The 26125-nt window shown below is 64.0% G+C and carries 20 protein-coding genes and 1 tRNA gene; 11 read left to right on the top strand and 10 right to left on the bottom strand.

What is annotated here, in order from left to right; genetic code table 11:
• Nucleotides 1-67 precede the first annotated feature (67 nt).
• Nucleotides 68-394, bottom strand: a complete 327-nt coding sequence (locus tag HV744_RS15325) for a hypothetical protein (RefSeq protein WP_175150334.1) — start codon at nucleotides 392-394, stop codon at nucleotides 68-70.
• Between the two features lie 175 nt (nucleotides 395-569).
• Between HV744_RS15325 and HV744_RS15320 the strand changes: the two genes are divergently transcribed.
• From HV744_RS15320 to HV744_RS15310, 3 genes are all read left to right on the top strand, one after another.
• Entirely contained in the window at nucleotides 570-773 is a 204-nt protein-coding gene (locus tag HV744_RS15320; RefSeq protein WP_175150333.1) for a CsbD family protein, read from the top strand.
• Nucleotides 774-1000: 227 nt separating this feature from the next.
• Complete coding sequence (locus HV744_RS15315; protein ID WP_175150332.1) at nucleotides 1001-1222, top strand: hypothetical protein; 222 nt, start codon at nucleotides 1001-1003, stop codon at nucleotides 1220-1222.
• Between the two features lie 308 nt (nucleotides 1223-1530).
• Nucleotides 1531-2238 carry a glutathione binding-like protein gene (locus tag HV744_RS15310; protein ID WP_175150331.1) on the top strand — a complete coding sequence of 236 codons (708 nt, stop codon included), beginning with the start codon at nucleotides 1531-1533 and terminating at the stop codon, nucleotides 2236-2238.
• 115 nt (nucleotides 2239-2353) lie between these two features.
• Here the strand turns inward: HV744_RS15310 and HV744_RS15305 are convergent.
• Together HV744_RS15305 and HV744_RS15300 are read right to left on the bottom strand one after the other, a co-directional pair.
• Nucleotides 2354-2428 (bottom strand) — tRNA-Arg (locus tag HV744_RS15305).
• Nucleotides 2429-2701: 273 nt separating this feature from the next.
• The gene (locus HV744_RS15300) at nucleotides 2702-2893 is read right to left on the bottom strand and encodes a rubredoxin (protein WP_175150330.1); all 192 of its coding nucleotides are present in this window, start codon (nucleotides 2891-2893) and stop codon (nucleotides 2702-2704) included.
• A 323-nt stretch (nucleotides 2894-3216) separates the two neighbouring features.
• On the opposite strand from HV744_RS15300, the gene HV744_RS15295 reads away from it, so the two are divergent.
• The 5 genes from HV744_RS15295 (at nucleotide 3217) to HV744_RS15275 (ending at nucleotide 11366) form a co-directional block, all read left to right on the top strand.
• Nucleotides 3217-3618, top strand: coding sequence for a DUF4399 domain-containing protein (locus tag HV744_RS15295; RefSeq protein ID WP_175150329.1), 402 nt, complete (start codon nucleotides 3217-3219; stop codon nucleotides 3616-3618).
• Nucleotides 3619-3891: 273 nt separating this feature from the next.
• Nucleotides 3892-5829, top strand: coding sequence for an ATP-binding cassette domain-containing protein (locus HV744_RS15290; protein WP_175150328.1), 1938 nt, complete (start codon nucleotides 3892-3894; stop codon nucleotides 5827-5829).
• A 422-nt stretch (nucleotides 5830-6251) separates the two neighbouring features.
• Nucleotides 6252-8237 carry a DNA topoisomerase IV subunit B gene (locus HV744_RS15285; RefSeq protein WP_175150327.1) on the top strand — a complete coding sequence of 662 codons (1986 nt, stop codon included), beginning with the start codon at nucleotides 6252-6254 and terminating at the stop codon, nucleotides 8235-8237.
• 90 nt (nucleotides 8238-8327) lie between these two features.
• On the top strand, nucleotides 8328-10652 hold the full coding sequence (gene parC / locus HV744_RS15280; RefSeq protein WP_175150326.1) for a DNA topoisomerase IV subunit A: 2325 nt from the start codon (nucleotides 8328-8330) through the stop codon (nucleotides 10650-10652).
• A 255-nt stretch (nucleotides 10653-10907) separates the two neighbouring features.
• On the top strand, nucleotides 10908-11366 hold the full coding sequence (locus HV744_RS15275) for a CopD family protein (protein ID WP_120347719.1): 459 nt from the start codon (nucleotides 10908-10910) through the stop codon (nucleotides 11364-11366).
• A gap of 49 nt (nucleotides 11367-11415) precedes the next feature.
• Here the strand turns inward: HV744_RS15275 and HV744_RS15270 are convergent, their stop codons facing one another.
• The 6 genes from HV744_RS15270 to HV744_RS15245 form a co-directional block, all read right to left on the bottom strand.
• Nucleotides 11416-12624, bottom strand: a complete 1209-nt coding sequence (locus HV744_RS15270) for a chromate transporter (RefSeq protein ID WP_175150325.1) — start codon at nucleotides 12622-12624, stop codon at nucleotides 11416-11418.
• 169 nt (nucleotides 12625-12793) lie between these two features.
• Nucleotides 12794-15148, bottom strand: a complete 2355-nt coding sequence (locus tag HV744_RS15265; RefSeq protein WP_175150324.1) for a bifunctional diguanylate cyclase/phosphodiesterase — start codon at nucleotides 15146-15148, stop codon at nucleotides 12794-12796.
• Between the two features lie 425 nt (nucleotides 15149-15573).
• Nucleotides 15574-16476 carry a PhzF family phenazine biosynthesis protein gene (locus tag HV744_RS15260; RefSeq protein WP_175150323.1) on the bottom strand — a complete coding sequence of 301 codons (903 nt, stop codon included), beginning with the start codon at nucleotides 16474-16476 and terminating at the stop codon, nucleotides 15574-15576.
• Between the two features lie 213 nt (nucleotides 16477-16689).
• A complete protein-coding gene (locus HV744_RS15255) occupies nucleotides 16690-17154 on the bottom strand; it encodes a RidA family protein (RefSeq protein ID WP_175150322.1) in 465 nt (154 codons plus the stop codon).
• A gap of 65 nt (nucleotides 17155-17219) precedes the next feature.
• Nucleotides 17220-18416, bottom strand: coding sequence for an aminotransferase-like domain-containing protein (locus tag HV744_RS15250; RefSeq protein ID WP_175150321.1), 1197 nt, complete (start codon nucleotides 18414-18416; stop codon nucleotides 17220-17222).
• Nucleotides 18417-18491: 75 nt separating this feature from the next.
• Nucleotides 18492-19193, bottom strand: a complete 702-nt coding sequence (locus HV744_RS15245; protein ID WP_175150320.1) for a VOC family protein — start codon at nucleotides 19191-19193, stop codon at nucleotides 18492-18494.
• A 276-nt stretch (nucleotides 19194-19469) separates the two neighbouring features.
• Here HV744_RS15245 and HV744_RS15240 point away from each other — a divergent pair, with 276 nt between their 5' ends.
• The 3 genes from HV744_RS15240 (at nucleotide 19470) to HV744_RS15230 (ending at nucleotide 25409) form a co-directional block, all read left to right on the top strand.
• Entirely contained in the window at nucleotides 19470-20924 is a 1455-nt protein-coding gene (locus HV744_RS15240; RefSeq protein WP_175150319.1) for an aminotransferase-like domain-containing protein, read from the top strand.
• Between the two features lie 231 nt (nucleotides 20925-21155).
• Entirely contained in the window at nucleotides 21156-23054 is a 1899-nt protein-coding gene (gene htpG / locus HV744_RS15235) for a molecular chaperone HtpG (RefSeq protein ID WP_175150318.1), read from the top strand.
• A 522-nt stretch (nucleotides 23055-23576) separates the two neighbouring features.
• Nucleotides 23577-25409, top strand: coding sequence for a hypothetical protein (locus HV744_RS15230; RefSeq protein ID WP_175150317.1), 1833 nt, complete (start codon nucleotides 23577-23579; stop codon nucleotides 25407-25409).
• A 115-nt stretch (nucleotides 25410-25524) separates the two neighbouring features.
• Here HV744_RS15230 and HV744_RS15225 read toward each other — a convergent pair whose 3' ends face one another.
• Nucleotides 25525-26028, bottom strand: coding sequence for an OmpA family protein (locus HV744_RS15225; protein ID WP_175150316.1), 504 nt, complete (start codon nucleotides 26026-26028; stop codon nucleotides 25525-25527).
• Nucleotides 26029-26125 lie beyond the last annotated feature (97 nt).

Raw genomic sequence — 26125 nt, 5'->3', positions numbered from 1 at the left:
TTTTTTCGGCGCGATGGCGGGTAGGTGGTCCAGCACTCGATGACCGGCGATGCGGGTTCGCCGGATTTCAGATCTGGCCGCTGGCGCTTGCGGGATAAGGCGGCGGGAACAGGGCGGCGGCTGCCGGAGCCAGCGTGTCATATGCCGGTTGAGGCTCGGCTTCGAACTGGTCGAGTTGCAGCAGAAGGCTGTCGATCGTGCACAGTTGCGCATGGGAGAGATGGCCGGTGTCGAGCAGCTCGTGCAGACGCTTGCGCCAATAGCCGGCGGGCAAAATGGGGCCGGCCAGATCACCGCGTAAAGACGTCCGCATCACACGCGCAATATGCGCAATGTCCCGATCGATCAGTGTGGTTTGGGATGATCCCGAAAGCGTATTGAGTGTGCGGTCCATGGCTCCTCCATGGCATCTTTACGGCAAGCTGTGGCGGGACTTTAGGCATTTCTCAAAATATTTTTTCGACGCTCGTCTTGGATCAATCCGGCTAGGGCCAGTCTCGGGCATACCCGTTGCTCGATACCGATACTGGCGCAATGTCGCGCCGGCATTCCAAATAGTGGAGCCGAACATGAACAAGGACCAGGTGAAGGGTGTGGGCGAACAGATCAAGGGTAAGGTCAACGAAGCCGTTGGCAAGGCCACGAATAACCCGGCGAAGGAGCTGAAGGGCGACCTGCAACAAGGCGCGGGCAAGGTGCAGAAGGCCTATGGCGATGCGAAGGAAGACGCGAAGGAAGACGCGAAGGACAACGCCAGGCGCAACGCGCCGTAAGGCGAGTGCGCTGGCTGCTGGATCGCTGCTGGATTGCGGGTGGCGGCGGGAAGAGGCGCTTCGGCGCCTTTTCCGTTTCATGGCTGGCGCGAGCTCTTGTCGAGTACCGCTTTCGGCGACGGCCGGCCATTGGCCGCTTGGGAGTAACCCGTGGTCGGCGTCGCGGGGCATTCCGTGCGCGGTGTGCCGCCTTTAGACTTGGCGCATCCCACACGGAGGTAGCGCCAATGACACCCGAAAAAATACTTTCGATGTTCGAACGGCAGTACCTGGAAGGCAAAGCACCCGTCGACCTCGAACCCACCTGCGCGAGCTTCGCCGCCTGGCTGGCGAGCGCGTGGGAACTGCTCGACGGCGAGCAGAAGACGCTGCTTCTGACGGTCGGCGCGGCGTTATGGCGTGAAGGATATAACTTGCGCGCCGGTACGGCGACCAAGGATTTGTGGTGAGTGGTCGATGGTGTGCGATGGGTTGTCGGACGGGGTTGGGTTGTTGGGGCTGCGTTGGTGAGGCGCGGTTGCGAGGCCGCGGGTCTAAGCACGGGTTCTAAGCCCGTTTTGTGAATTCGGTCGAAGCGCGGCGTGCTCACGTGCGCGTCAGCCCGCCGAAGTGGGCTCGTACGCGTTCCGCCCAGTCGGTTTATATTTGGCGGTCCCGCGTTCGGGTCGCCGATTCTGGCCGTTCAACGATGCCGGCCGCCCGGCACCCGATTCCGCTTTCCAATCGCACAACTTTCGCACAAGGCTGACGCCGTCCCATGACCGATTTATCCGCTTTCCCGATCACGAAGAAATGGCCTGCCGAGCATCCGGACCGGATTCAGCTCTATTCGCTGCCTACGCCGAACGGCGTGAAAATTTCGATCATGCTCGAAGAGACCGGTTTGCCATATGAACCGCATCTCGTGCGCTTCGACACGGACGATCAGATGACGTCGGAGTTTCGATCGCTCAATCCGAACAACAAGATTCCGGCGATCCTCGATCCGCACGGCCCGGACGGCAAACCGCTGCCGCTGTTCGAGTCCGGCGCGATTCTGATCTATCTCGCCGACAAGAGCGGCCAGTTGATTCCACAGGATGCCGCCGGCCGTTACGAAGCGATCCAGTGGGTGATGTTCCAGATGGGCGGCATCGGCCCGATGTTCGGCCAGCTTGGCTTCTTCCACAAGTTCGCCGGCAAGGCGTACGAAGATAAGCGCCCGCGCGATCGGTACGTTGCTGAATCGAGGCGGCTGCTTGGTGTGTTGAACGAGCAGCTCGAAGGGCGCAATTGGATTCTGGGCGACAAGTACTCGATTGCGGATATCGCGACCTTCCCTTGGGTGCGTAATCTGGCCGGCTTTTATGAAGCGGGCGACCTCGTCGGCATTCAGGACTTTCCGAATGTGACGCGCGCGCTGGCTGCGTTTGTCGCGCGTCCGGCGGTGGAGAAGGGGTTGAATATTCCGAAGCGGCCGTCGTAAGGGGGCTGGCGCGGCCGGATGCAGTGGATTGAGTTCGGTCGCGGTTTTTTTGGTTTTGCGTGATGAAGGGACTGAGGGCGAGAGATGTCAGCGGACGCTGAGCGGGTGATGGGTTTGGTCCCCCTGACAGGAATCGAACCTGTATCTAGCGCTTAGGAGGCACTTGTTCTATCCATTGAACTACAGGGAGAGGACCGAACCGGAATGATCGCTGCAATCCTGCTGCCCGACAAGGTCTGCGAGGATTGGGCGAGTCCAAATTCGCCGGCGAGCGCAGAGTATATCAAACACGCTCGGGTGCGAGGAGGGCCGTGAAGCCCACCCCATAAAGCAAACGGCCCAGCGAGGCATTGCCTGCTGGGCCGTGCGGATTGCCGGGGGCGCCTAGCCGGGGGCGCCAATGCCCCGGGGCGCCATCGCCGACGCGCCATCAACCGGCGCCCGTCGTTTCAATCGAGCCGACTCAGAACTCCACCACCGCGAATTCCGCCTTGCTCACATCGCACAGCGGGCAGCGCCAGTCTTCCGGAATCGCGGCGAAGCGCGTGCCCGGCGCAATGCCTTCTTCGGGCAGGCCTTCTTCCTCGTTGTAGATCCAGCCGCAAATCAGGCAGACCCAGCTCTTGTATTCAGTCACTTCAATTACTTCGCTCACGACGTACTCTTCTCTGGTTTAACGCAATGGTCCGCGCAGTCTGCCCCTTTTTTGGGCAGCGCGGCGACCCGCAATATTACCGGAATTTGCCAATCCGACCGCGAACTACCAATGCGGCATTGCCGCAACGCGTCTGAGACATCTCCGAACCCACCGGACGAACCTCGTCACACACAGCGTGTATGCTCTGTTCCGCGGCTACCCAGTTGGACAGACGCGCCAGGCGCTTCGCATGCAATGCGACGATCGATCTCGGGCGACGGTGGGGGCGTCGCCGGCAGGATCCCGTGCGTGACTTTCGTTTCCTGCCAAGGAGAACAGCGATGTTTAAGAATAAATGGTTGGCTGGTGCCGCACTGGCTGGGTTGCTCGCCGTATCGGGCGTGGCGCAGGCTGCGGGCGTGTCGTTCGTGCAACCGGCGGACGGCGCGGCCGTGAGCAATCCCGTGCACGTCGTGTTCGGCGTGGAAGGCATGAAGATCGCGCCGGCCGGCACTATGACGGAAGGCACCGGCCATCGTCATCTGTTGATCGACGGCAAGCCGTTGCCCAAGGGCGAGGTCATTCCCGTCAGCGACAAGTCATTGCATTTCGGCAAGGGCCAGACCGAAACCGATCTGACGCTGCCGCCGGGCGACCATACGCTGACGCTGCAATTCGGCGACGGCGCGCATCGGTCGTACGGTCCGGAAATGAGCAAGACCATCACGGTGCACGGGAAGTAAGCCGCCGCATTGAACGGCCGGGCGCGCGCAACCGCAGTCCGGCCGCGCCAGCCGGTCCGCATACGGTGCGCATTCACGCCGCGCCCGGCTTCGCATCTGAGTTCGCCGGGAGTTCGCGTCCAGGTTCCCCCCGGCTTTGCATCCAGATTCACCCCGCCTCGTCCACGCGTCGCAAGCCGGCCATTCGGCCTATCTCTTCGGGCATACAGGCACCTGGCCGCGCGCCCGGTACAATGGGCGGTTCCGACTCATCGCTGTCTTCTCCAATTCTCCATGTCGCTTTACACCATTACCGGCGCCCAACTGGCGTTCGGTCACGTCGCGTTGCTCGATCACGCGGATTTCTCTCTCGAAGCGGGCGAACGCGTCGGGCTGATCGGCCGCAATGGCGCGGGCAAGTCGTCGCTGCTGAAGATCGTCGCCGATCTGACCAGGCCCGACGACGGCCTCGTCACGCGCCAGCAGAATCTGAGCACGGTCTACGTGCCGCAGGAGCCCGAGTTCGATACTGACGACACGGTGTTCGAAGCGGTCGCCGCCGGCCTCACGCACGCCCGCGCGCTGCTGGACGAATACGACGTGGTCGCCAACCAGCTCGCCGACGAGCCGGAAGGCGCGCAGCACGACGCGCTGATGGCGCGCATGAACACGCTGCAATCGTCGCTGGATGCGGCGGACGCATGGAACTGGAGCACCCGCGTGGCCACCACGCTGCAGCAGATCGGTCTGAACGGCGAGGCGCGCGTCGGCTCGCTGTCGGGCGGCATGCAAAAGCGCGTCGCGCTGGCGCGTGCGCTGGTCGTGCAGCCGGACGTGCTGCTGCTCGACGAGCCGACCAACCACCTCGACTTCGACGGTATCCGCTGGCTCGAGGACCTGCTGGTGTCGCTGCGCGCGGGCCTGCTGTTCATCACCCACGACCGCGCGTTCCTCGACCGCGTCGCGACGCGCATCGTCGAACTGGATCGCGGGCGTCTGCTGTCGTACCCGGGTAACTTCTCCGCGTACCAGACGCGCAAGGCGCAGCAACTGGAAATCGAGCGCGTCGAAAACGACAAGGCCGACAAGCTGCTCGCGCAGGAAGAAGTGTGGATTCGCAAGGGCGTCGAAGCGCGCCGCACGCGCAGCGTCGGCCGGATCGCGCGGCTCGTGCAGATGCGCAACGAACGCGCCGAGCGCCGCAACGTGCAGGGCAACGTGAAGCTCGACGTCGGCCAGGGCGAGAAGTCCGGCAAGATCGTCGCCGAGTTGACCGACGTGACCAGGCGCTACGGCTCGCGCACGGTGGTCGACAATTTCACGGCCACGGTGATGCGCGGCGACAAGATCGGCTTCGTCGGTCCGAACGGCGCGGGCAAGACCACGCTGCTCAAGCTGATCCTCGGCGAACTCAAGCCGGACGAAGGCACGGTGCGCGTCGGCACCAATCTGCAGGTCGCGTATTTCGATCAGATGCGCGCGCAGCTCGATCTGGACAAGAGCCTCGCCGACACCATCAGTCCGGGCAGCGAGTGGGTCGAAGTCAACGGCCAGAAGAAGCACGTGATGAGCTACCTCGGCGACTTCCTGTTCGCGCCGGAGCGCGCGCGTTCGCCGGTCAAGTCGCTGTCGGGCGGCGAGCGCAACCGTCTGCTGCTCGCGCGTCTGTTCGCGCGTCCGGCCAACGTGCTGGTGCTCGACGAACCGACCAACGACCTCGACATCCCCACGCTCGAACTGCTCGAAGAACTGCTCACCGAATACGACGGCACGGTGCTGCTGGTCAGCCACGACCGCGCGTTTCTCGACAACGTCGCGACCTCGGTGATCGCGTCGGAAGGCGGGGGCAAGTGGCGCGAGTACGTCGGCGGCTTCACGGACTGGCAGATCCAGCGCGACCGCTCGCAGCAGATGGCGCTGGACGCGCAGAAAGAGGCCAACAAGGAAGCGGCCAAAGACGCGGCGCCGGCCAGGGACAGCTCCGCGGGCCGCAATACGCAGCGCGCGGCGAAGCTGTCGTTCAAGGAGCAGCGTGAACTGGAGGCGCTGCCGGAGAAGATCGCCGCGCTCGAAGCCGAGCAGAAGACCATCGGCGCGCAACTCGAAGACGGTTTGGTGTTCGCGAGAGACGCGCAGGAAGGCACGCGCCTGACCGAACGCTATGCCGCGATCGACGAAGAACTGCTGATCGCGCTCGAGCGCTGGGACGAGCTGGAAAACCGGCGCAAGTGAGGCAAGGAGCGGCGCTGCATGAGCGTGACAGAAAGCGGTGCGCAGCAAGAGAAAGTGCCGGGGCGCGCCAGGCTTGGACAAGCGTCGCGCTTTGCCCGCATTGCGCGCCGCTCGTCTGTCCATTGCACTCGCCGGGTCTTATCCAGACGGCCAATCCCGCGAATGGTCAATTGCCGCCGCTATCGAAATCAGTAAAATACCCCGCGAACAGGCTTCCCCCGCGTTCGCCCGGCCTGGTCGTGCCAGTGAGCGCCGTCCAGCGCGCCAACGGGAAGCCGCGCGACAAAACAGCTTGCCCGCACCGCGGGCACCCCACCTAACCCTGTTGTTTCGTTTCGCTTTTTTTGAAAACTCAACGCATTGTCCACGGACTTATGAACAGGACCTGTGGACAACGATGAACCGACGCACCCGAGTCAACCATGTCTACGAAAAAGCCAAACGCCGCGTATAGCGAAGCGTCGATCAAGGTGTTGAAGGGCCTGGAGCCGGTCAAGCAACGGCCCGGGATGTACACCCGCACCGAAAATCCGCTGCACATCATTCAGGAAGTCATCGACAACGCGTCGGACGAGGCCCTCGGCGGCCACGGCCGGCAAATCACGGTCACGCTGCACGCGGACCATTCGGTCTCGGTCGAGGACGACGGCCGCGGCATTCCGTTCGGCCTGCATCCGGAAGAAGGCGTGCCGGTCGTCGAAATCGTTTTCACGCGCCTGCACGCGGGCGGCAAATTCGACAAGGCCGCCGGCGGCGCATACACGTTCTCGGGCGGCCTGCACGGCGTCGGCGTGTCGGTCACCAACGCGCTGTCCACGCGCCTCGACGTCACCGTGTGGCGCGACGGCAAAATCGCCGAACTGAGCTTCGCCAACGGCGACGTCGCGAAGCAGCTCGAAGTGCGGGCCGCCGCGAAGGGCGACAAGAAATCCGGCACGCGCGTCACCGCGTGGGCCAATCCGAAATACTTCGACTCGCCGAACCTGCCGCTCGGCGAACTGCAACGTCTGCTGCGCTCGAAAGCGGTGCTGTTGCCGGGCGTCGAAGTCACGCTGATCAACGAGAAAACCGGCGAGCAGCAAAGCTGGAAATACGAAGACGGTCTGCGCGGCTATCTGCTCGAAGGCATGAACGGCAGCGACCTGCTGATCCCGCTGTTCGAAGGCGAGCGCTATGTCGAAAACGCGCGGGCGAGCGAAGAGACGTTCGCCGAAGGCGAGGGCGCCGCATGGGTGGTCGCGTGGAGCGAGGAAGGCACGCTGATGCGCGAGTCGTACGTCAACCTGATTCCGACGCCTGCTGGCGGCACGCACGAATCCGGTTTGCGCGACGGTCTGTACCAGGCGGTGAAGAGCTTCGTCGAACTGCATAACCTGCAGCCGAAGGGCGTGAAGCTGCTCGCGGAAGACGTGTTCGCGCGCGTGTCGTTCGTGCTGTCGGCGAAGGTGCTCGATCCGCAGTTCCAAGGGCAGATCAAGGAACGCCTGAACAGCCGCGACGCGGTCAAGCTGGTGTCGTCGTTCGCGCGGCCGGCGCTCGAGTTGTGGCTCAATCAGCACGTCGAGCACGGCAAGAAACTCGCGGACCTCGTCATCAAGCAGGCGCAGGCGCGCACGCGCGCAGGGCAGAAGGTCGAGAAGCGCAAGAGTTCGGGCGTCGCCGTGTTGCCGGGCAAGCTGACCGATTGCGAATCGACGGAAATCGGCCGCAATGAACTGTTCCTCGTCGAGGGCGACTCGGCGGGCGGTTCCGCGAAGATGGGCCGCGACAAGGAATACCAGGCGATTCTGCCGCTGCGCGGCAAGGTGCTGAACACATGGGAAACCGAGCGCGACCGCCTGTTCGCCAACAACGAGGTGCACGACATCTCGGTGGCGATCGGCGTCGATCCGCATAGCCCGGATGACAAGGTCGATCTGTCGAATCTGCGCTACGGCAAGATCTGCATTCTGTCGGACGCCGACGTCGACGGTTCGCACATCCAGGTGCTGCTGCTCACGCTGTTCTTCAAGCATTTCCCGCAACTGATCGAGCGCGGGCATGTGTGCGTCGCGCGTCCGCCGCTGTTTCGCGTCGACGCGCCCGCGCGTGGCAAGAAGCCGGCGCAGAAGCTGTATGCGCTCGACGAAGGCGAACTCGAAGCGATCCTCGACAAGCTGAGCAAGGACGGCGTACGCGACACGCAATGGTCGATCAGCCGCTTCAAAGGCCTCGGCGAAATGAGCGCGGAGCAGCTGTGGGACACGACGATGAATCCCGACACGCGGCGCCTGCAGCCGGTCGCGCTGGGCGAGCTCGACTACGACGCCACGGTCGCGCGGATGACGATGCTGATGGGCAAGGGCGAAGCGGCGTCGCGGCGCAGCTGGCTGGAAGAAAAGGGCAACGAAGTGGAAGCGGACATCTGAGCGCGCGCTTTATAGCTCGCGTTATAGCTCGCTTCACAGCGCGCTGCGTTCGCAGGAAAACTTCAAGCCAAACACGGATACGGAATCTAGATGGACGACGATAACACTCTCGACCTTTTCACCGAGCCGCCGCCCCCGGAAGGCGACTTTCTGACGCTCGGCAACTACGCGGAACGCGCGTACCTCGAGTATGCGGTCAGCGTGGTCAAGGGCCGCGCGCTGCCGGACGTGTGCGACGGCCAGAAGCCGGTGCAGCGCCGCATCCTGTTCGCGATGAACGAGATGGGTCTCGGCGACAACGCGAAGCCGGTCAAGTCGGCGCGCGTGGTCGGCGACGTGCTCGGCAAATATCACCCGCACGGCGACCAGTCGGCGTACGACGCCTTGGTGCGTCTCGCGCAAGACTTTTCGATGCGCTATCCGCTGATCGACGGCCAGGGCAACTTCGGCTCGCGCGACGGCGACGGCGCGGCGGCGATGCGGTACACGGAAGCGCGTCTCACCCCGATCGCGAAACTGCTGCTCGATGAAATCAACCAGGGTACGGTCGATTTCATGTCGAACTACGACGGCTCGTTCCAGGAGCCAAAGGTGTTGCCGGCGCGCTTGCCGTTCGTGCTGCTGAACGGCGCGTCGGGCATCGCGGTGGGTCTGGCGACGGAAATCCCGTCGCACAATCTGCGTGAAGTCGCAGCCGCCACGGTCGCGCTGATCCGCAATCCGAAGTTGTCGCATGCCGAGTTGATGCAGCACATTCCGGGTCCGGACTTCCCGGGCGGCGGCCAGATCATTTCGAGCGAAGCGGAAATCTCCGCGGCGTACGAAGCCGGCCGCGGCAGTCTGAAAGTGCGCGCTCGCTGGAAGATCGAAGACCTCGCGCGCGGCCAGTGGCAACTGGTGATCACCGAACTGCCGCCGAACACCGCCGCGCAGAAGGTGCTCGAGGAAATCGAAGAGCAGACCAACCCGAAGATCAAGCTCGGCAAGAAGACGCTCACGCCCGAACAGTTGCAGACCAAGCAGACCATGCTGGCGCTGCTCGACGCGGTGCGCGACGAATCCGGCAAGGACGCGCCGGTGCGCCTCGTGTTCGAGCCGAAGTCGAGCCGCATCGATCAGACCGAGTTCGTCAATTCGCTGCTCGCACATACGAGCCTGGAATCGAACGCGTCGCTGAATATGGTGATGGTCGGCGGCGACGCCCGGCCGCGTCAGAAGGGCTTGAGCGAAATTCTGCACGAGTGGATCGCGTTCCGCTTTGCCACGGTCACGCGCCGTACGCGTCATCGTTTGTCGAAGGTCGACGACCGGATTCACATCCTTGAAGGCCGGATGATCGTCTTTTTGAATATCGACGAAGTCATCCGCATCATTCGCGAATCGGACGAACCGAAGGTCGCGTTGATGGCCGCATTCGGCTTGTCCGATCGCCAGGCCGAGGACATTCTCGAAATCCGCTTGCGTCAGTTGGCGCGGCTCGAAAAGATCAAGATCGAGAAGGAACTGTCCGACCTGCGCGATGAGAAGGCCAAGCTCGAAGAACTGCTCGGCAGCGAATCGGCGATGAAGCGCCTGCTCATCAAGGAAATCGAAGGCGACGCGAAGCAGTATGGCGACGAGCGCCGCACGCTGATCCAGCAGGAAAAGCGCGCGACGTTCGAAGCGCGCGTGGTCGACGAACCGGTCACGGTGGTGGTGTCGCAGAAGGGTTGGGTGCGCGCGTTGAAGGGCCACGGTCTGGATACGGCGGGCTTCACGTTCAAGGCCGGCGACGGGCTCTACGCGGCGTTCCAGTGCCGCACGCCGGACACGCTGGTCGCGTGGGGCAGCAACGGGCGCGTCTATTCGGTGGCGGTGGCCTTGCTGCCGGGCGGCCGTGGTGATGGGGTGCCGGTCACGTCGCTGATCGAACTGGAGTCGGGCAGCCATCTGATGCACTACTACGCGGCGTCCGCCGATCAGGCATTGCTGCTCGCGTCGAGCAACGGCTTCGGCTTCGTCGCCAAGGTCGGCGACATGGTGAGCCGCGTGAAGGCCGGCAAGTCGTTCATGACGATCGACGCCGGCGCCGCGCCGCTCGCGCCGATGCCGATGCTGCCGGATGCCACGCACATCGCGTGTCTGTCGTCGGGCGGGCGTCTGCTGGTGTTCGGCCTCGACGAGATGAAGACGCTCGCGGGCGGCGGCCGCGGCGTCACGCTGATGGCGCTCGACGACAACGAGGCACTGCTGCAGGCGCTGGCCATCAACCAGGCGGGCGTCATGTTGATCGGCACGCGCCGCGGCGGCCGCGTCGACGAAGAGAGGCTGAGCGGCGCTGCACTCGCGGCGCATATCGGCAAGCGCGCACGCAAGGGCCGCGCGCCGGAGAGCAAGATGAAGCTCGACGGTATGCGCCCTGTGCTGGCGGCTTGACAAAGTTTGATGTAGGAACACGGCGAGCGTCTGATAGCATGCAGGCGCTCGTCGTGCGTAGTTGAGAGCATACGTAAAAAATCGGGGGCAGCGGTGTCGTGGCATCAGGCGCGCTGCAATAACAACTACAAAATCGACGGGAAAGCCTCAGGCACCCGGAACTGCGTGCACAGCGCGCGGTCGAATGCGCTCAATAGCCGCTGCTGAATATCAATCGTCCTAAGCGGTGTGGCGTCGTCGGGAGAGGAAAACAACATGAACAAGGCTATCGAACTCGCACTCTTTCTGCATCTGCTCGCGGTCGCGGTGTGGGTGGGGGGGATGATCTTCGCGCATTTCTGTCTGCGCCCGGCCATTGCCGATCTATCGCCGCAATTGCGTTTGCCGCTGTGGGAGTCGGTGTTCGGCCGTTTCTTCAATTGGGTCGCCGCCGCCGTGCTGGTGATTCTGCTCACCGGCGGCTTTCTGCTGATGCAGTTCGGCGGCGGTCACGCCACGTGGCCGCTGCATGCGATGGCGGGCCTCGGCATCGTGATGATGCTGATCTTCGGGCACATCCGCTTTGCGGTTTTCCCGCGCATTCGCCGCGCGGTGCAGGCGCAGAAATGGCCGGACGGCGCGCAGGCAGTCGGCACGATCAGGCGTCTGGTGCTGATCAATATCGTGCTCGGCGTCGTGACGATCGGTGTCGCGGTGCTGTCGCGCGGGTTCTGAGCTTGGGGTTTTGCGTGGCCGTTGGCGTAGCCGCTGCTTTTAGCGCCGGCTAGGGCAACGCGCCATAGGCCAGCCACAGCCCGCACACCACCGCCACGGTTCCATACACCACGTACACCGGCACCTTGAGCTTCGCGAAGCACATGCCGGAGAAGAGCGCGGTCAACAGATAGATTGGTTTGAACGGCACATGCGCGGCAATGCGCAGTACGGCGACCGCGAGAAACGCGGTGGTGACCGCACGCAGAATCCGCATGCCATGCTCGAAGCGCGGATTCGCCTTCAACTGATGCAAATGCCGCTGCGCGAGCACGACGAGGCAGCCCGACGGCACGAACAGTGCGAGCGTCGCAATCAACGCGCCCAGCCAGCCGTCCACCAGATAGCCGAAGAACGGCACCACATTCAACAGCGGTCCGGGCGACAACGGCGACAGCGAAAACGCCAGCGTAAAGTCGTTATCCGATACGCCGATCGCCGGCGTGACGAACAGCGTCTTGAGCACCGGCAATGCCGAGAAGCCGCCGCCGAACAAGGTCATGCCGGCGCCGGCCAGCCGCGGCCACAGCAGCGCCAGTTCATAGCGATGCGGCAGCGGCAGCGCGAACAACACCAGCAGCGCACACAAAGCGGCCAGCATCTGCCAGTCACCGCGCCTGAGCGACACCGCAAGGCGTGTGTTGCGCACCGGGCTATCGAACCATCCGGCGCCAAAGGCCGCACTGAGCATCACGACGTAAGCGGCGGGACTGCGCGCATAGAAGAGCGCCACGCAACCCAGCACCGCCGCGGTCCATTCGAGTTTGCCGCGCACCAGCGCGCGCGTCTGCTTGTACCAGGTGATCGCGATCAACGTGGCCAGCACGACGCTGAAGTGATTGAGCAAGGTTTGCGAAGCGGCGGCGCGCACCAGCGGCGTGCGGTAGAAGATCGCGAACAACGTCATCAGCATGAAGAAGGGCAGCACGCTGGCGATGCCCGCGACCCACGCACCGGCGCGTCCGCGCAGCGCGTGCCCCAGTTGCACGGCGACGTTGCAGCCCACCGGGCCGGGCACCATCCAGGCGAGCGCGATCAGATCGGAGAAGGCCACCCGCGAGAGCCGTCCTTCGCGCTCGACGTAGTGGTGTTCAAGCTGCGCCATTAGCGCGAGGCCACCCCACGACAACGCCGACAGGCCGAACACGACCCTGAACAGCGTCCAAAGCGGTTCCCGTTCCCCTCGTCTGACAGCATCCTGGCTCGTGATCGTGTGCATGGCGCCACGGGCGCCCGGCACACGGACGCCCGCCCTTTGGGATCATCGTCGTATCGCGGGATGTGGCCGGCGGCCGGCATCACGCTGTGACGCAGTACAGCGTGAATGTAGCCGGTTTTTTGCGGCAGCGGTAATAGACGCCGGCGCGCTCAGCTGCGTTTAGCCGCGTTCAGCCGTTAGCGCTGGACACGCTGCTGGTGCTGTCGGTTTCATGCGTGGCGCGGCGGCCCGTCATCCCGCACACGCCGAAGCGTTCGAGCAGCGCCGGGATCGCCTCCACCGGCACCGGGCGCGAGAACAGGAAGCCCTGCGCCTCGATATGACCGAGCGCGGCGAGCCATGCGATCTGCTCTTCGGTCTCGGTGCCTTCGACCACCACCGTGAGCCCGAGCGAGCGCGCCAGATTGACGATTGCGGTGACCATCACGCAGACGCTGCGGTCGCCGGGAATCGCCTGGATGAACGAACGGTCCACCTTCAGCGTGTCCACCGAGAAGCGGTTCAGATAGGACAGCGACGAATAGCCGGTGCCAAAATCGTCGAGCGCGATGCGCACGCCGAGACGCTTCAACGCGAAGATCTTTTCCGAAACCAGTTCGGGATATTCCATCATCGCCGTCTCGGTGATCTCGAGTTCGAGGCGGCGTGCGGAGATGCCGCTTTCCTCGATCGCGTGCGAGATGGTCTCATACAGATCGCCGCGCCAGAACTGCACTGCCGAAATGTTCACCGCGAGCGACAAGGTGTCGTAGCCCTGTTGCTGCCAGAGCGCCAGTTGCCGGCAGGCGGTCTCGATCACGAAGTCGCCGATCGGCACGATCAGGCCGGTCGATTCGGCGACCGGAATGAATTCGTTGGCCGGAATCAAACCGTGCTGCGGATGATTCCAGCGCACCAGCGCCTCGAAGCCGGTGATGCAGCGGTGTGTCAGATCGATCTTCGGCTGATAGGCGAGAAACAGTTGCCCTTCGGCGAGCGCCACGCGCAACTGCTGCTCCCACTTCATCAGATGATCCGCGCGATGCGACAGGTGCGGCGAATAGAACTGGTAGCAGTTCTTGCCCGCGTCCTTCGCGCTGTACATCGCGAGGTCGGCTTTCTTCAGCAGGTCGATCTCGCTCTCGTTGGCCACCGAGTAAAGCGCAATGCCGATGCTCGCATGCAGTACGAACGAACTGCCGCGCACTTCGAAAGGCTTGGCGAACGCGTCGGCGGCGGCTTCGGCCAGTGCGACCGCGCGCTTCTCGACGTCGTCGCCCTTGATCACGACGACGAACTCATCGCCGCCGATGCGGCTCAGCGCACCGCCGTCGCCGACCGCGGTGGCGAGCCGCGAGGCCGTCATTTGCAGCACGATGTCGCCGGCATTGTGGCCAAGTGTGTCGTTGACGGTCTTGAAGTTGTCGAGGTCGATGAAGAGAATCGCGAGACGGCCGAGGTTGGCCTGCTGCGCCACGTCGTGCCGCAGCGTTTGCAGCGTCGCGTAGCGATTGCGCAAGCCGGTGAGCAGATCGTATTCGACCAGATGCGTCATCTCGCGCTCGCGGCCGAGCAGTTTGCCGATCAGGCCGGTCGCGACGGCGAAGAAGCTCAGCATCGCGAACGAGATGAAGCCCGCCATCAGCAGATAGACGTTGCGCGTGTGGTTGTAGTCGGCGAATTCCTCGGCTTGCGACAGACCCACCAGCACGCCGAGCGGATAACCGTCGATGTGCCGGTACGAGACGATACGCGTGACGTTGTCGATCGAATCGACATAGGTGCCCGACACATGCTCCGAAGTCGGATACGAGCCGCTCGCCGAAAACGCGCCGTGGGCGTTGTCGACGCTGCCGGTGCGCCGCGCGAGCACGGTGCCGCTGTCCGAGATCACCGCGATCACGCCGTCACGGCCGATCGCCGCGTTGTTGTAGAAGTCGGAGGTGAAATAGCTGGGGTCTTCAGAGACCACCACGACGCCCGCGAACGAGCCGTCCGGATGATTCAGACGCCGGGTCATCTGCAAGGTCCAGTGGCCCGAGATGCGGCCGAGCACCGGCTTGCTGATAAACAGCTGGTCGTCGTTCTCGTGTTCGTGAACCTTGAAGTGTTCGCGGTCGGACAGGTCGATGTGCCTGGGATTGAGCTCGGCCGTGTTGGCGATCAGCTTGCCGTGCTCGTCGATCAACGACACCTGCACGAGGGTCTCGCTTTGCACGACGCCCTTTTCGACCGTGCTGGCGAGATCGAAATGATTCGGGGTCTTCTCGAACTCGTATTTGACGAAGCGGGTGATCTGATCGACCTGGTGAATCGCCTTGATCGTGTGCTGCTCCAGCGCCGCCGAGAGAATCGCGGCGGAGGCCATCGCTTCACGATTCGTGGCTTCTTTCTCGACCGACAGACGCGCGAAGATCACGGTCCAAAGCAGGATCAGGACCAGCACGCCAAGTGCGGGAATCACGAGCAAAGCCCGCCGGCGCGACACGGCCGGGTCGCGCCGAGGTTTGGCTTCGCGCTGGTCCGAGAAGCGGGATTGGCTCATCGGGCGGCCCGTACCTGAGTGCCGTCCGATTGCAAATACGCGAGCATCGACTGCGCTGATTTCATGGATGGCTGCATGGTGACCAAGGTGCCGGAACTGCTGCGCAGGAGGAGGGGGCGTGGCGCCGTGCCTGACCTGACCGTCCACAGGTCATCGGGTACGTTTCGATATTACTTAATGCCACTGGATTAAGGAAGGGTCCGGGCATCGGGTATACGCTGGCGCGGCAAACCGTCCGCTTCGGCTGATTTTGCAGCTAGCGCGGCTGGCCTTGGGCCGCGGCCTGGCAATCGTTTTATATATTCCATTGGGTTCAGTGTTCAGGTGTGCCAGGTCTCTGATGAGCCGCTTGCGATGCAAGTCGCATCAAGTGTTAAAACGATGCGGCTTTTTGTGGGCAAGCGCGGCGAGATGCGGCGCGCCGTTCATGGCAGCCGGAACGTGCCGTCGATGATCGTCACCGACGAGCCGCCGATCCACGTCTTGCCACGTGCGTCGTCGTAATGCACCGAAACCTGCCCGGCACGGCCCAGCACGGTGCCCTGGCGTGCCGTGTAATGCGTGCCCGGGCGCCGCTGCTGTGCGCTCAGCAGGCCGGCGAGCGCGGCGTTGGCACTGCCGGTCACCGGGTCTTCGCCGACGCCGAAGCCGCCCCCGGCCATCAGGCAGCGCACCTCGAAAGTCGCGGGGCCGTCTGCTTCGTGAGGGCCGTACACCGCGAGCCCATGCGTGTCGACTGAATGCACGAGCTCGGCGAGCGCTGCGCTGTCGGGGTCGAGCACGAGGCAAGCGCGCGCCGAATGCAGACGCACCACGAGCCACGGCGCACCGTTGTCGACCGCACAGGGCGTCGCGCTGAAATCGATCGCATCACTACGTAAAGCCGTGGACAGCGCCGCGTAGCGATCCGCGGCGAGCGGCGTGACGCGCGCGGGCGGCGCGGCGAACGCCCATGCGCCGCGCGCCGGATCGGCCGATCCGCTCAGCGCTTCGAGCTCGACGAGTCCCACGCCGCATTGCTGGACCAGCTTGCCGGCCTGCTTCGGCTGATAGCCGCTTTCGAGCAACGCGTGCGCGGTGCCGAGCGTCGGATGACCCGCGAACGGCAATTCGCCATGCGTGGTGAAGATCCGCACGCGATAGTCGGCGGCCGGGTCGGTCGGCTTCAACAGAAAAGTCGTTTCGGACAGATTGGTCCAGTGGGCGATGGCCTGCATCTGATTCGCATCGAGCGCATCGGCATCGAATACGACAGCAAGCGGATTGCCTTTGAGCGGCACCGACGTGAACACGTCGACTTGTTTGAAACGAACAGTGTGGGCGGGCATCGGGCGCGGTCCAGCGAATCAAACGATTGGGTAGGATTCGCGGATTCTATCCGCTGGCGCGGTAACGATCCACCTTTGCAGAAATGCAAAACGCGCCGCGAGTGGCTGACCCCTCGTGGCGCGTTTTGAAACCGACTACCAGACGAACCGCCAGCTTATGCTGGCTGGGTTGTCGAGGTGGCTTTCGCTATGCGATTCGCGGCTTCCCGTTGGTTACTCGACTTCAGCGATCATCTCGATCTCGACGCACGCGCCGAGCGGAATCTGCGCGACGCCGAATGCCGAGCGCGCATGCTTGCCGCGCTCGCCGAACACGTCGGCGATCAGTTCGGACGCGCCGTTGGTGACCAGATGCTGTTCGGTGAACTCGGGCGTCGAGTTGACGAGGCTCATCAGCTTGACGATGCGCGTGACGCGGTTCAGATCGCCCACATGCGCGTGCAGCGTGGCGAGCAGGTCGATGGCGATCGAGCGCGCCGCGACCTTGCCTTCTTCGGTGCCGAGCGTGGCGCCGAGCTTGCCGGCCCACACCTTGCCGTCCTTCTTCGCGATGTGACCGGACAGGTACACCGTGTTGCCGCTTTGCGCGCTCATCACATACGCGGCTGCCGGTGCGCCGGCGACCGGCAGTTCGATGCCCAGTTCCTTGAGCTTGTCGTACACATTCGTTTGAGCCATTTTGTGTCCTCGATCAGTAGTGAAATACGATAACGCGGGCCGCGTGAAGATCGCGCGGCATGCGCTTAGATCTTCGCGCGTATCAACGCCCCGAGACGTGCGACGCCTTCGTCGATCTTCGCCGGCGGCACCGTGACGAACGACAGGCGCAGCGTGTTGTGTTGCGCTTCGTTCGCAAAGAACGGGCCGCCCGGCACGAACGCGACGTTTTGCGCGACGGTTTCTTCGAGCAGTTTCATGCTATCTATTTGCGCGGGCAGATTCACCCACACGAACATGCCGCCTTCCGGACGGTTCCAGCTTACGCCTTCGGGCATATAGCGCTGGAGCGCGGCCAGCATGGCTTCGCATTGATCGCGGTACAACTCGCGAATGGTCGGCACGTGCGTGTCGAGGAAGCCGTCCCTGATCACTTCATGCACGATGCGCTGCGTGAAGCTCGGCGTGTGCAGATCGGTGGCCTGCTTCGCCTGTACGAGTTTGAAGATCAATTCTTCGGGCGCGATGATGTAGCCGACCCGCAGGCCCGGCGCGAGCACCTTCGAGAACGAGCCGAGATGGACGATGTGGTCCGGCGCCATCGACAGCATCGTCGGCAGCGGTTCGCCCGCGTAGTCGAGCGCGCCGTACGGGTCGTCTTCGATCACCGGGAAGGGCGCGGTTTTCGCGAACCCGGCGAGCGCGCGGCGGCGTTCGATCGGCAGACGGCGGCCGGTCGGATTCTGGAAGTTCGGCTGCGCATACAAGAGGCGCGCGCCTTTCGTTAGTTCCGGCGTCAGCGCTGCGGGGATCAGGCCCTGGTCGTCGGTCGGCACCTGCGCGTAGCGCGGTTCGTACATCGAGAACGACTGCAGCGCGCCGAGGTAAGTCGGCGTTTCGACCAGCACCGGGCTGTCCGGGCACACCAGCACCTTGCCGAGCAGATCGAGCGCCTGTTGCGAGCCGGTGGTGATCAGCACTTGGGTGGGCCGAATCTGCGAGCCGTTCACCGAATAACGCTGGGCGATCCATTCACGCAGTGGCGCATAGCCTTCAGTCGCGCTGTATTGGAGCGCCGCGGCGGGCGAGTCGCGCAGAATGCGGTCGGCCGCTTCGCGCATGCGTTCAGCCGGGAAGGTGGCCGGCGAGGGCAGGCCGCCGGCGAACGAAATGACTTCAGGCCGTTCCGTGACCTTCAGAATCTCGCGGATCGCGGAGCTCGTGAGCTTGCGTGCGCGTTCGGACAATTGCCACGTGGGGGCTTTCAGGTCGCTTTGGTCCATGGTCTCCTCTGCTGGTATCTCTGGAACCGGTCAAAACTTCAATTATCGCGCGAGTCGGCGACCCGCGCGCGCTGCTTATTTGAGGGTCCGTAGACCATCGGGTGTTTCAAGTTCGGCGACGAGCGCCGCGGCGCCATCGGTCGGCTGCAATTCGAGCAGATGCGCCGCGCCGAGCCACTGCAACTGCGCGCTCACCAACTCGGCTTGAGGGTGCACGGCTTTCAACGCTTTCAGCGCGAGGCTCGTTGCCGGCAGCGTGGTCGACGGATGCTGCGGCGAGTCCCATTGGATCAGCGAGGGCAGCACGCCGTTGCCGGCGCCCTGCCAGGCTGGGAAAGCGCCGTCGTCGGGCACCGACAGGCTCCAGCTGAAATCGCCGCGCGTCATCGGCACGATCGGCGCAATGCGCTGCGGGTACTGCGTTTGCCATGTCGACAGGCGCTTCGGCCGCTCGACGCGCGCCACCCAATGCGACAGGTACGGCCCGTTTTCGAGCCGCGCGTGCGTCGCCGGGTCGTCGAGCGCGAACAGGCGGGGGCGCGGCGCGCTGCCGTCGGCTTGGGCATTGGCTGCCGACGCCGCATGCGGATCGATCGCGATCACTTCCAGATACACGCCGCCCCACAGGTTCAGCAGGCGGTTGTGAGTGCGCATCAGCGGATGGGCGCCGCCGCCGGCCGGTGCGACGCCAAGCGTGTCGGCGATGTACTGCGTGCCCTCATCGAGGGTGCGGGCGGAAATCACGAGATGATCGAGACGGAGCGGATGGGCTGTCATAACGGATCGAGGAAAACGGTTTTGTGCGGTAAGCCGGTGCGCGCCAGTGTGACGGCGGTGCTGCCGGGGCCGTAAGCATAACCGGTTGCCGGATCGGCGGGCCATGCGGATGGTTCGGGGGCCGGTGTTGCCGGATCGCCAGTGATCGGCGGAACCCTTGTCCGAACCGCGTTTGCGCTGCGTCCCCCTGTTTTGCTGCTCTCAAATGTAGCGGCGGCGACCGGCACAGTAACGGTACAATCGCTTCGATACTGTTCGGTACAGTTGGAGCCCGTCATGTCCGTCCCGCTTGCCCAGATTCCCGCCCCGCACGATACGGCGTCGCTGACGCTGGTCGAGCAGCTGGTCCAGTGGGCGCGCCGCCGTATCGAGGAGCGCGTGTTCCGTCCCGGCATGCGGATGCCGTCGATCCGCAAGCTCGCGCTCGACAAGGGTGTGTCGCGCTTCACGGTGGTCGAGGCGTATGAGCGGCTGGTGGCGCAAGGCTATCTGGAGTCGCGGCGCGGCTCCGGCTTCTACGTGCGCGAGCGGCTGGGCGGCGCGGCGGTGATGGAGATGCGCCCGCACGCCGAAGGGGCGCCCGCGCCGGCCACGATCGACGTCGTCTGGTTGTTGCGCAACATGCTGTACACCGGCGCGCGCCCCGAGCGCAGTCCGGGCCTGGGTTATCTGCCGGCGCGCTGGCTCGACGGCGACCTGATCACCAACGCGCTGCGCACGCTTGGCCGCCAGAGCGGCGCGCAGATGCTCGGCATCGGCACGCCGCAGGGTTTCCTGCCGCTGCGCCAGCAATTGCAGACGCGGCTCGAGGAACTGGAGATCGGCGCGTCGCCGGATCAGATCGTGATGGTGTCCGGCATCACGCAGGCGATCGACCTGATCTCGCGCATCTATGTGAAGCCGGGCGATGCGGTGATCGTCGGCGATCCGGCGTGGTTCCAGATGTTCGGGTGCTTCGCGTCGCAAGGCGCGCGGCTGGTCGGCGTGCCGTACACGCCGGACGGCCCCGACCTCGACGCGCTCGAAACGCTCGTGCAGACGTGGCGGCCGAAAATGCTGGTGATCAATTCGGTGCTGCAGAACCCGACCGGCACGTCGCTGACGGCGGCCCAGGCATTCCGCATCCTGCGCCTCGCCGAAGCGTACGATTTCATCGTCGTCGAAGACGATATTTACGGCGATCTGTGTCCGCCGAGCCATCCGGGCACGCGGCTCGCGAGCCTCGACCAGTTAAAGCGCGTGATCTACCTCGGCAGCTTTTCGAAGACGCTCGCGCCGAATCTGCGCGTGGGCTTCATCGCGTGTGCGCCGGACGTGGCCACGGCGGTCAGCAATCAGAAGATGCTGGTCGGCATGACGAGCCCCGAGCTCAACGAGCGCGTGCTGTACAAGATTCTGACCGAAGGCCACTATCGGCGGCATGTCGAGCGCTTGCGCGCGCGGCTCGACGGCGTGCGCGAAAAGTCCGTGCGGATGCTGGAGAAGACCGGTATGAAGCTGTTTCTGACGCCCACGGCCGGCATGTTTCTGTGGGCCGATACGGGCGTCGACGCCGGCGCGCTGGCGGCGGCCGGTCACGAAGCCGGCTTCCTGCTGACGCCCGGCGGCCTGTTTTCGCCGCAGCAGTCGCCGACCACCTGGATGCGCTTCAATATCGCCAATTGCGGCGATCCGGAACTGGCGACGTTTTTGTGCCGCTATCTCGATGGCGTCGCGCGCCGCGCCTCTTGAAACCGTGCCGGATTGCCCCCAATTAGGCCGGCGATCCGGCAGTTGGCGATCCGGCGGCCGGCGATCCGGCGGCCGGCGCTCCGGTGGCCCGGCAATCGCGGCGCCGCTGCCCGGCGCCCGCGGCTGCACAGTCCAGCGCGGGCGGGCCGCACCGAACGGCGCCCGCGCCCGAGCGCCAAGCCTGAGCTGAACCGACCTGAACCCCATTCGCAACAGAGAGGAAGTCCGACCATGGCACAAGAAACCATGAGCTTTCAGGCAGAAGTGAAACAGCTTCTGCAATTGATGATTCATTCGCTGTACAGCAACAAGGAAATCTTCCTGCGCGAGCTGATTTCCAACGCATCCGACGCGGCCGACAAGCTGCGCTTCGAAGCGATCGCAAATAGCGCGTTGTACGAGAACGATCCGAACCTGCGGATTCGCGTGTCGTACGACAAGGCCGCGCGCACCGTCACCATCGACGACAACGGTGTCGGCATGAGCCGCGACGAAACGATCGCGCACCTCGGCACGATCGCGCGCTCGGGCACCAAGGAATTCTTCGGCAAGCTCTCCGGCGACCAGCAGAAAGATGCGGCGCTCATTGGCCAGTTCGGCGTGGGTTTCTATTCGGGCTTCATCGTCGCCGACAAGATCACCGTCGAAACGCGCCGCGCCGGCTTGCCGGCCTCGGAAGGCGTGCGCTGGGTCAGCGCGGGCGAGGGCGATTTCGCGGTGGAGCAGATCGAGCGCGCCGCGCGCGGCACCTCCATCACGCTGCATCTGCGTGCCGATGAGGACGAGCTGCTGTCATCGCATCGTCTGAAGTCGATCATCCAGAAGTACTCCGACCACGTCGCGCTGCCGATCCTGATGCAGAAGGAAGAGTGGGACGCGGAACAGAGCGCGATGGTCACGAAGGACGAGGACGAGACCGTCAATCAGGCCAGCGCGCTGTGGACCCGCGCGAAGAACGACATCACCGAAGAACAGTACCAGCAGTTCTACCAGCACCTCGCGCACGATCATCAGGATCCGCTCACGTGGACCCATAACCGTGTGGAAGGCCGCAGCGAATACACGCAACTGCTGTACGTGCCGAGCCACGCGCCGTTCGACATGTGGAACCGCGAGCAGCGCGGCGGCCTGAAGCTGTACGTGAAGCGCGTGTTCATCATGGACGACGCCGAGCAACTGCTGCCGGCGTATCTGCGTTTCGTGAAGGGCGTGGTCGATTCGAGCGATCTGCCGCTGAACGTGTCGCGCGAAATCCTGCAGGAAAGCCGCGACGTGAAGGCGATCCGCGAGGGCGTGACCAGGCGTTCGCTGTCGATGCTCGAAGAACTGGCCAACTCGGACAACGACGCGGACAAGGAAAAGTACGCGGGTTTCTGGAAGGAATTCGGTCAGGTGCTGAAGGAAGGCATCGGCGAAGACTTCGCCAATCGCGAGCGGGTCGCGAAGCTCGTGCGCTTTGCGTCGACGCATACGGAAACGCCGGAGCAGACCGTGTCGCTGGCCGATTACGTCGCGCGCATGAAGCCCGAGCAAACGAAGATTTACTTCGTCACCGCCGACACCTGGCAGGCCGCGACCCACAGCCCGCACCTCGAAGTGTTCCGCAAGAAGGGTGTGGAAGTGCTGCTGCTGACCGATCGCGTCGATGAGTGGATGCTGTCGTTCCTGAACGAATTCGACGGCAAGCCGCTGCAAAGCGTGGCGCGCGGCGATCTCGATCTGGGCGCGTTGAACGACGAGGAAAAAGAGGCGCAGGAGAAGGTCGGCGAAGAGTTCAAGCCGCTCGTCGAGAAGATGAAGGAAGCGCTGAAGGACAAGGCGAAGGACGTGCGTCTGACGTTCCGTCTGACCGACTCGCCGTCCTGCCTCGTCGCCGACGACGGCGAAATGAGCGGCTATCTGCAACGCATGCTGAAGGCCGCGGGCCAGCAAGCGCCGTCGTTCCACCCGATTCTCGAAGTGAATCCGGAGCACGCGCTGGTCAAGGGCTTGCACGCGGACAGCGCGAACTTCGACGACTGGTGCCATTTGTTGTTCGATCAGGCCTTGCTCGCCGAAGGTGGCGCGCTGGAAGATCCGGCGAGCTTCGTGAAGCGGACCAATGCATTGCTGCTGGCGCGCGCCAATTGAGCGCGCGCTCAGCATGACTTTGGCTTGAGCCGGCAGCGTAGCGACGCTCCTGGTTGGCTGAAAAATGCGCTGCTTCGGCAGCGCATTTTTTTTGCCCCGCCGCGGCGATGCCGGCGCCGGTTCGAACGTATCAGGCCGGGCGTTCAGTGAGGATTCAGCGAGCGGCGCAATCCGGTCCCTGAAAATGACGCACTTGCGTCAGCACGCAGCCAGCCAGCTCTTTTGCCTCGTAGTGTTCAAGCGGGACTCCCAAGTGTTTTCTGTTGAACAGGTCGACTGCCTGGACTTTACCTGGCGTCGATTCAAATTCATTATGGTTAACTAAATAAAACCAATCAACGACCATAAATTGAGATCAAGTTGCGACGTATAAAAGTCTAGTTTTGTCTTATGTTGCGCTTTCAAAAACTAAGAGGCTTGAAGAATTATTTGCAGTTTTTAAGCCACTTATCCGCTGATTCTTATTTTCCGACGACGCACCCGCGCGTTGTAATAACGCTCTGAACCACACGCTGGAACCTCATGTCCGATTCCACCCTGACTAAGCCCATCGATTCAGTTCATGTCCTGTGGTCGATCCTGCGCGAGCAAGGTTTCGACGCCGCCGCCCGGCGCGCGCTCGAACTCGCCGCAACAGGCGTCACGCCGCAATTGCACGCCGACCTGTGCGCGAGCGCGGCTTATTTCGAGGCGGCGTATCACAGCGCATCGCAGGCGCAAGCGGACGCGAGCGGCGCGCGCCATGCGCGGCTCGCGTTGTTCGCGTCCGCGCTCGGCCACACCGACGCCGCACAGCGCTACAGCGAACTGGCCGCGGCCACCCAGGAACTGGCGGCGACGCGCGAGTGGATCGTCTGGCTGATCGAGCGCTGCGGCGCGCATTCGGCGGCGGCGCACATGCTGGGTGCGTACGAGCGCCTCGCGCCGCGCGACGCGCGCGCGCCGTGGTGGCTGGCGATCGTACTGGCGGCGCAGCCCGACGCGGGCGCGGGGGCCGAGCGTCGCGCGGCGCTGTTGCGCGCGTATGCGCTCGACCCGGCGCTCGATCCGGCATTGCCATTGCAGCTCGTGCTGGCGTTGCGTGAGATACGCGATTGGCCGACGGTCAAGCACGTGTGCCGCGAGTGGCTCGCACACCACCCGGCCGACGCGGAAATGGCATGGCAACTCAGTCACGCGCAATGGCAGTGCAACGACGCCGCCGGCGCCGAGGCGACCATGCGCGCGGTGGACGCGCTCGCACCCGGCGATGTCGATGTGCTGGCCGCCATCGGCATGTATCTCGGCGAGCAGGCGCGTTACGACGAAAGCGAAACGGCGCTGCGCGCAGCGCTCGCAATCGATCCTTCCACGGTGCAGGCATCGATCGATCTGGCCGACCTGGAATTGCGGCGCGGCGCGTGGACGGACGCATGGCCGCGCGCACTGGCGCGGCTGGCGCGCGAAGACCGCGAGTCGCACAACATCATCACGGTGATGGCGCGCCTGTGTCCGCGCTGGCAGGGTGAGGCGCTCGCCGGCAAGACGCTCGTCGTGCACAGCGAGCAGGGCAGCGGCGACGACATCCAGATGGTGCGCTTCGTACCGCAACTGGCCGCGCGCGTGCACGACGAAGGCGCCCGGCTGGTGCTCGCCGTGCGGCGCGCGTTGCAGCCGCTGTTCGCGCGTTTTTACGGCGATTGCGTGTCGATCGAAGATGGGCCGCTCGGCAAGCCGGACTATGCGTTGCCAATGATGAGCCTGCCGCTCATGTTCAGTCTGCAGCCGCACGAGGTGAGCGGCGTACCGTATTTGCGGGCCGACGTGAGGAAGCTGGCGGCATGGCGCGTGCGGGTCAGCGCGTGCGCGCCAGATGCGAAGTTGCACATTGGCCTTGTGTGGTCCGGCAGCCCGACCCATCGGCGCGATGCAAAGCGCTCGATTCCGCTGGACGCGCTGGCGCCGCTTCTCGGCTTGCCTGATGTCGCGTTCCATCCACTCACGCCGGGGCGCTATGCCGATGTGGCGGCGCTCACCGCGCAGGGCCACCGACTGTACGATCTGACGGGGAGTTATGAAGCCGGCTTCGACGACGTCGCAGCGCATCTCACCGCGCTCGATGCGCTGGTGACGATCGACAGCGCGCCGCTGCATCTGGGCGGCGCGTTAGGGCATCCGGTGTTCGCGATGCTCGATCACGTGTCGCACTGGTCGTGGGGTAACGAAGAGGCACAGCCGTGGTATGACTCGGTCGACCTGTTCAGGCAGCCGCAACCGGCGAGGTGGGCGCCGGTCGTCGAGCGGGTGGTGGCGCGGTTGCAGAAGATGATCGCATCCGACCGGGTGGCCCCAGCGACGCATGCGGTCGAACGTTGAATCGATATTTGTCGATGCACGCTCATGGCGCGGCGCGCCGATGAACGTCTGAAGCGGGCGCACGCAGCACGCCCGAGTTTCCGTTCATCCAGACAGAGCCTGAACCAGCCGGCGCTCACTTGCCCATCAGCGTTTCCAGCGTCTCGCCACGCACGATGATCTCCGTACGGCGGTTCAACGCGCGGCCTTCGGGCGTGTCGTTGCTCGCCACCGGGTTGTTATACGCGTTGCCCTTCGTGCGGATGCGGTCCTGTGCCACGCCGCGAGCGACCAGCGCGTAGCCCACCGAGGTCGCGCGCGATTCGGACAACTGCTGGTTGTACGCGAGCGTGCCGACGTTGTCGGTATAGCCCTCGACGACGATCGGCTTCTTGCTGCGCTTGAGCAGAACCGCTGAACGATCGACGACCGCACCTGAATCGGCGCGCACTTCGGATTTATTGAAATCGAACAACGCGGTTTCGGGCAGCTTGACCGCGACACCCTCGGCGACCGGCGACACCTCGATGCCGACCGCCTTGTTCAGCGAGATTTCCGTATCGCGATGCAGCGGGGCCGCGCAACCCGTCACCAGCAACACCAACAACGCGCATGCCGTTGCGCTCAGGAATGTTTTCATCTTCTTCTTTCTCCTTGATTATCCGATTGGATGGCGCGCCCATCGAACGTGGACAAAGCGCCGACTTTGTTAAAGCAAGAAGGTTTTATCGCGCGTC

Origin of the sequence: Paraburkholderia ultramafica (assembly GCF_902859915.1) — a bacterium.
Lineage (GTDB): Bacteria > Pseudomonadota > Gammaproteobacteria > Burkholderiales > Burkholderiaceae > Paraburkholderia > Paraburkholderia ultramafica.
The sequence above is the reverse complement of the archived record's forward strand: the minus strand, read 5'-3'. Positions and strand labels throughout refer to the sequence as shown.

What these genes read in the sequence shown, in the direction of transcription:
- HV744_RS15290 (WP_175150328.1), top strand. Translation starts at nt 3,892, where the DNA reads ATGTCGCTTTACACCATTACCGGCGCCCAACTGGCGTTCGGTCACGTC.
- HV744_RS15250 (WP_175150321.1), bottom strand. Translation starts at nt 18,416, where the DNA reads ATGGACCAAAGCGACCTGAAAGCCCCCACGTGGCAATTGTCCGAACGC.
- HV744_RS15225 (WP_175150316.1), bottom strand. Translation starts at nt 26,028, where the DNA reads ATGAAAACATTCCTGAGCGCAACGGCATGCGCGTTGTTGGTGTTGCTG.
- HV744_RS15240 (WP_175150319.1), top strand. Translation starts at nt 19,470, where the DNA reads ATGTCCGTCCCGCTTGCCCAGATTCCCGCCCCGCACGATACGGCGTCG.
- HV744_RS15295 (WP_175150329.1), top strand. Translation starts at nt 3,217, where the DNA reads ATGTTTAAGAATAAATGGTTGGCTGGTGCCGCACTGGCTGGGTTGCTC.
- HV744_RS15310 (WP_175150331.1), top strand. Translation starts at nt 1,531, where the DNA reads ATGACCGATTTATCCGCTTTCCCGATCACGAAGAAATGGCCTGCCGAG.
- HV744_RS15275 (WP_120347719.1), top strand. Translation starts at nt 10,908, where the DNA reads ATGAACAAGGCTATCGAACTCGCACTCTTTCTGCATCTGCTCGCGGTC.
- parC (WP_175150326.1), top strand. Translation starts at nt 8,328, where the DNA reads ATGGACGACGATAACACTCTCGACCTTTTCACCGAGCCGCCGCCCCCG.
- htpG (WP_175150318.1), top strand. Translation starts at nt 21,156, where the DNA reads ATGGCACAAGAAACCATGAGCTTTCAGGCAGAAGTGAAACAGCTTCTG.
- HV744_RS15325 (WP_175150334.1), bottom strand. Translation starts at nt 394, where the DNA reads ATGGACCGCACACTCAATACGCTTTCGGGATCATCCCAAACCACACTG.
- HV744_RS15245 (WP_175150320.1), bottom strand. Translation starts at nt 19,193, where the DNA reads ATGACAGCCCATCCGCTCCGTCTCGATCATCTCGTGATTTCCGCCCGC.
- HV744_RS15285 (WP_175150327.1), top strand. Translation starts at nt 6,252, where the DNA reads ATGTCTACGAAAAAGCCAAACGCCGCGTATAGCGAAGCGTCGATCAAG.
- HV744_RS15265 (WP_175150324.1), bottom strand. Translation starts at nt 15,148, where the DNA reads ATGAGCCAATCCCGCTTCTCGGACCAGCGCGAAGCCAAACCTCGGCGC.
- HV744_RS15270 (WP_175150325.1), bottom strand. Translation starts at nt 12,624, where the DNA reads ATGCACACGATCACGAGCCAGGATGCTGTCAGACGAGGGGAACGGGAA.
- HV744_RS15255 (WP_175150322.1), bottom strand. Translation starts at nt 17,154, where the DNA reads ATGGCTCAAACGAATGTGTACGACAAGCTCAAGGAACTGGGCATCGAA.
- HV744_RS15320 (WP_175150333.1), top strand. Translation starts at nt 570, where the DNA reads ATGAACAAGGACCAGGTGAAGGGTGTGGGCGAACAGATCAAGGGTAAG.
- HV744_RS15230 (WP_175150317.1), top strand. Translation starts at nt 23,577, where the DNA reads ATGTCCGATTCCACCCTGACTAAGCCCATCGATTCAGTTCATGTCCTG.
- HV744_RS15315 (WP_175150332.1), top strand. Translation starts at nt 1,001, where the DNA reads ATGACACCCGAAAAAATACTTTCGATGTTCGAACGGCAGTACCTGGAA.
- HV744_RS15260 (WP_175150323.1), bottom strand. Translation starts at nt 16,476, where the DNA reads ATGCCCGCCCACACTGTTCGTTTCAAACAAGTCGACGTGTTCACGTCG.